The organism is uncultured Microbacterium sp. (assembly GCF_963521695.1).
GTDB lineage: Bacteria > Actinomycetota > Actinomycetes > Actinomycetales > Microbacteriaceae > Microbacterium.
The window spans coordinates 1-5185 of sequence record NZ_CAUQWC010000231.1 but is presented as its reverse complement, the minus strand read 5'-3'; the positions used below and the strand labels follow the sequence as shown (position 1 = coordinate 5185).

The following is a 5185-nucleotide window of genomic DNA, read 5'->3' as shown; positions in this document are numbered from 1 at the left end:
CGCCGGACGCGGGCGCCGGCCGCCGCCGCCACGTAGGTGGGTGACAACCGGCCTAAGCCGCGCGGGGGGGGCAACCGGGGGCCCGGGTGCGCCCCCGTGGGGGCCCCCACCGGCCGGAGGGGATCAGTCCTTCGCGAAGAGCGTGAGGGTGATCTCGCTGCCGTAGCGGCCGCTCTCGGCGGTCGCGGGGATGGTCAGCGCCAGGTCGGCGGCGACGACGGTCTCGCCCACGCGCTCGACGCGTCCGGCGTCGGCGAGGGTGGCGGGCTTGTCCAGCGTCGCGGTGCCACCGGCTGCGGCACCCGCGGCCGTGCGCACGACCTCGGGGGTCCAGCTGAGGTTCTCGGCACCGAACGAGCGGTTACCGGCGACGAACGCCGAGGCCGAACCCGACAGGGTCCATCCGCGACCCTGCGCCTGCGCCTCGTTGCGGGAGTCGTTCACGACGACCTCCGGCAGCTCGGCCCGCTGCGACGCCGCGTCACCCGCGAAGGTGATGGGGCCGTCGGTGGCGGGGAGCGCCAGGCTCAGCTGGCCGGCCTGTGCGGGCAGCGGCACCGACGCCTCGACGCCGACCGCGTCACCCTCGGCATCCGCGTGTCCGAGGACGTCGAAGATCGTCTTGCCCAGGTCGGTGTTGTCGAGGTAGGCGCCGCGGACGAAGTCCCAGTTGCCGGCCCGAGCGGTGAGCACCTCGGAGCCGGCGCCCTTCGCGTACAGCGGGACGAGCGCGTTGGTGTGACCACCCGAGTGCCACGACACGTTCGGCAGCTGCCCTTCGGCACCGGTCAGGGCGGTCCAACCCTTCTCGGCACCGGCGCCGGGACCGGCGAGGTAGCCGGTCTCGTGGTCGGCGGTGACGATCACGAGCGTCTCCTCCCAGCTCGAGTTCTTCTCGACCCAGTCGGTGACGGCGTCGACGGAGTCGTTGAACGACAGCTGCTCCTCGACGATGCGCGTGGTCTGGTTCGCGTGACCGGCCCAGTCGACGGCGCCGCTCTCGACCATGAGGAAGAAGCCGTCGTCGTCCTTCTCGAGCACGTTCAGCGCGGCGCGGGTCGACGTGGCCAGCGAGGGGACATCGGCGTTGGCTGCGTCGGTGAAGGGCAGCACGCTGTTGTTGGCGATGCCGGGACGGTTGTACTGGAAGGTCTCGGCGACACGGGCCAGACCGAAGAGCTTGTCGGGAACGTTCTGCCCCTCGGCGACGCGCTCGAAGTCCGCCTTGCTCTCGACGTACGAGAAGGGCGTCTGGCCCTGCGTGACGCGGTCGAAGTCCGTCTGCGAGATCCACGAACCGGCTCCGAAGTGCGAGGCGCGGGAGGTCCCGGCATCCGTGTAGTTCGGGTGTCCGCCGCCGATGACCACGTCGACGCCCGAGTCGATCATCTCGGTGGCGAGACCGTGGTAGTCGTTCCGGCTCTTGTTGTGCGCGATGAAGCCGGCGGGGGTGGCGTGGTTGAAGGGGACGCTCGTGACGAGCCCCACCTTCTTGCCGACCTCCATCGCCTGCTCGCCGACGGTCAGCAGGCGCGTGCCGCCGGCCGAGAAGCCGAGGGTGCCGTTCGTGGTCTTCACGCCGGTGCCGAGTGCGGTGCCGGCGGCGGCGGAATCGGTGGCACCGGATGCCACCCACGAGAAGTCGCCCCACGCCTGCTCGGGCGTGTACGCCGCGCGGCCACCCGCGGAGTAGTGCGACTGTGCGATCTGCACGGGGAAGTCGTCGTAGACCTCGCTCGGGGTACCGGGCACCTTCGTGACCGCTCCGGAGTTCGGCGCGACCTCGACCTGCTGATAGCTGGTGCCGCTCTCGTACAGGCGGGCGGCGTCGAACTGGTTGTATCCTCCGCCGTCCGAGATGAGCACGATGACGTTCTCGGGAACGGGGGTCTGTGTGGTCTCCGCCGAGGCGGCGACCGTGGGGACGGCACCGAGGGCGACGCCCGCGACGGTGCTCATGACGATCAGACGACGCGTGCGTCCGGTCGTGCGCTTGTTCATGTGTTCGCTTCCGTTTCGTATGGGATTCACCGACCGCCGGGGGCCGGTCGGGTTCCACGTTGACGGAAGCTCCTCTCGTGAGAACGAATCTCAGGACACCCGGAGGTGAACGTTCACCCCGCGCCTTCACCGTTCGGTGAACACTCGGGTGAGCGCTGGCATCCCTTTCGGGAAGATGCGACGATGCCGCGTCAGTCGGATGCCGGGGCCTTCGCCCGTGACGGCTGCACGCGCGGCGGCTCCCCGGGCATCTTCGGGAACTCGGGAGGGAAGGGCAGCTCGCCGAGGCCGTCGTCGAGGTCGCGCTGCCACCACTCGAGCAGGGTGTCGACGCGTCCGGGTTTCTCGGAGAACCCCGCCCACGGATCACCGACGGATGCCAGCCGCTCCGGGATCGACCGCACCGTGAACGCGAGGGGGTCGAGTTCGTCGAGTTCCTCCCACGACACCGGCGTCGACACGGTCGCGGTCGGCAGCGCGCGCGGCGAATACGCCCCCGCCATCGTGCGGTCGCGGTTCGCCTGGTTGAAGTCGACGAAGATGCGCTCCCCGCGCTCCTCTTTCCACCAGTTGGTGGTCACGGCATCCGGCATCCGTCGCTCCAGCTCGCGCGCTGCGGCGATGACCGCGTGCCGCACGTCGAGGAACTCGTGCGTGGGCTCAATGGGGCAGAACACGTGCAGGCCGCGGTTGCCGCTGGTTTTAATCCAGGCCTCCAGACCCGCTTCCCGCAGCACGGCCCGCAGTTCGTGCGCGGCCACGACCGCCTCGGCGATGCCCGTGCCCGGTTGCGGGTCGAGGTCGATGCGGAGCTCGACCGGATGGTCGGCGTCGCTGGCGAGCGAAGCCCACGGGTGGAACACGATCGTGTTCATCTGCGCCGCCCACACGGCCGACGCGATCTCGCCGAGGAAGAGCTGCGGATGCCGACGCCCGCTGTTGTACGTCACCGTCACCGCCTCGACGAAGCCGGGGGCGCCCTTCGGCGGGTTCTTCGAGAAGAACGCCTCGCCGCCTACGCCCTCGGGGAAGCGCTCGAGCGACACCGGCCGATGCCCGTTCGCGGCGATGAAGGGGTCTGCGACGGTGATGAGGTACTCGGCGAGTTCGCGCTTGGTGATGCCGACCTCGGGCCACAGCACCCGGTCTGGATTGGAGATGCCGACCTCGCGGTCGCCCTCGGGGCCCGGCACGGTCAGCGCGATGCGGGGGGATGCCATGTCCCGACGCTAGTGCGCGCGCCGGCGTCGTGTCTGCCCCGTTGCATCCCGCCGCCTACGCTCGAAGCATGACCACCGCCGCCGCCCGCGCCGCCCTCGACATCGCCGACTGGCGTCTGCGCGTCTTCGCGTTGTACGACGCGGTGCGCGAAGCCGACGATCCGGAAGACGCGCACGAACTCTGGCGCATCGAGCGCGACGCGCTGTTCGCGGACCACCCCGCCACTCCCCTGCTCCCGGCGCAGCGAGAGGGTTTCGTCGGACTGCCCCTGGCCCCGTACGACGCGGCCTGGCGCTTCGAAGTCCCCCTGCTCGACGCAGACGAGGCGTCGTTCGTCGCCACCACCGGCACCGACGGCGAGGTCGGCTTCGATCGCATCGGCCGCGTGGAACTGCCCGACACGGGTTCGCTGGACGTGTGGCGGCTGTCGTCGTACGGGGGCGGCCTGTTCGTTCCGGTTCGGGATGCCGCAGCCGGCCGCCCCGGCGGCACCTACGGCGGCGGGCGCTACCTCCTGGACACCATCAAGGGCGCCGATCTCGGCCGAGGCGAGGCCCCCGACAGTCTCGTGATCGACTTCAACTTCGCGTACAACCCCTCGTGCGCGTACGACCCGATGTGGGCGTGCCCGCTCGCTCCCGCGGGCAACGTGCTGCCGGTCGCCGTGCCGGTCGGGGAGATGTACGGGGTCTGAGTCTCGCTCGCGCCGAACGCGACGATTCCCCGCCGGGCCCGTCACCGAGCAAGACGGAGTCTGTCCTGCGCTCGCGCGGGCCGGGCTCCGTAGATCTCCCCCGGACCCATCGCCAGGTCTGTCGCCGAGGTGAACCGGATCCAACGCGCACTGGCGCGGGCGGAACTCCGGAGAATCACCCGGCTAAGCCCCGCTCTGGTCCCGTCCGAGGGGTCAGCACGCGGATCTTCCGGAGTTCGGCTCGCCCCGCGACCCGCGACGCACGTCCGACAGCCTCGGCTCGCAGGAGACCCACACGCCGATGGGCCACTCCCCGAAGGAAGCGGCCCATCGACCATTGTGACTCAGGCGGTCGGCGCGTCGTCCTCGGCGGCGAGGGCGATGATCGGACCGAGCTCGTCGCGTCCGAGGCGGATCCACGGACCGGCCGGGTCGATCAGGATGCCGGTGAGCCCGGCATCCTGCGACAGTGCCTTGGCGAGCTGCATCGTGCGGATCGGCAGGGGCTGGTCGCCGCGGCCGAGGGCCAGCAGTTCGAGCGGGTGCGAGAACACCTCGAGGAAGCGCTCGCCGGTGGCGGCCCGTGACTCGGCGACTCCCATGGGACCGCCCTCTTCGGTCTGGTTCACGGCGATCCACATGGGTGCGTCGGCCACGATGGCCTCGACGACGGTGGATGCCGTGGACTCCGTCCGCGCGTCGGACAGGGCCGTCTTGATGCGCAGCTGCGGGTCGACCTCGGCGATCATCCGCTCGAGCAGCGGCTTCGGCAGCACGGCACGCCCATCGGCCGCGGCGGGGTTGAGAACCATGCCGCCGTACGGGCCGTCGATGATGTGACGCAGGAGCGTCAGCACGGGCTGCGCCATCGCCGACGTATCGCGGTCTCCGTCGGCCTCGACGCTGGCCCGCAGGGCCATGCCGCCGCTGTAGCCGAGCACGAGCTGCTCGGTGCCGTTGTTCGCCACCGCGAGGGGCAGGTCCTTGCCCTCGGCCATCAGGGCGCGCGCGTCGCCCTTCACGCGGAGGAAGACGTGTCCCTGCAACAACTGACGTGCGACGTTGAGCAGCTGGGCGGGCTCGGCCTGACCGACGATCTCGGCGAGGGCGTTGCTGAGCAGCACGTTGTCGCGGAGGCCGGGCATGGTCTCGGGGGCCTCCGGTGCCACCATCTCGCCGGGCTGGCGCGCTGAGGGACGCGCGGCGGTCGGCGCTGCCGACGCCTCGGCGGGGGTCTCAGGCCCCGCACCGACGCCACGGAACGACGAC

At 70.9% G+C, this 5185-nt stretch carries 4 protein-coding genes; 1 reads left to right on the top strand and 3 read right to left on the bottom strand.

Going from position 1 to position 5185, the window contains the following annotated elements; translation table 11 throughout:
• Positions 1–123 precede the first annotated feature (123 nt).
• Both RWP81_RS14030 and ligD read right to left on the bottom strand, forming a co-directional pair.
• Positions 124–2001 (bottom strand): alkaline phosphatase, encoded by a 1878-nt coding sequence (locus RWP81_RS14030; RefSeq protein WP_314457098.1) that lies wholly within the window; start codon positions 1999–2001, stop codon positions 124–126.
• Between the two features lie 191 nt (positions 2002–2192).
• Positions 2193–3221 carry a non-homologous end-joining DNA ligase gene (gene ligD, locus RWP81_RS14025; protein ID WP_314457096.1) on the bottom strand — a complete coding sequence of 343 codons (1029 nt, stop codon included), beginning with the start codon at positions 3219–3221 and terminating at the stop codon, positions 2193–2195.
• Between the two features lie 68 nt (positions 3222–3289).
• On the opposite strand from ligD, the gene RWP81_RS14020 reads away from it, so the two are divergent.
• Complete coding sequence (locus RWP81_RS14020; protein ID WP_314457093.1) at positions 3290–3916, top strand: DUF1684 domain-containing protein; 627 nt, start codon at positions 3290–3292, stop codon at positions 3914–3916.
• 344 nt (positions 3917–4260) lie between these two features.
• Here RWP81_RS14020 and RWP81_RS14015 read toward each other — a convergent pair.
• Positions 4261–5185, bottom strand: a 925-nt coding sequence (locus RWP81_RS14015; RefSeq protein ID WP_314457091.1) for an SseB family protein, incomplete at its 5' end; no start/stop codon positions are given.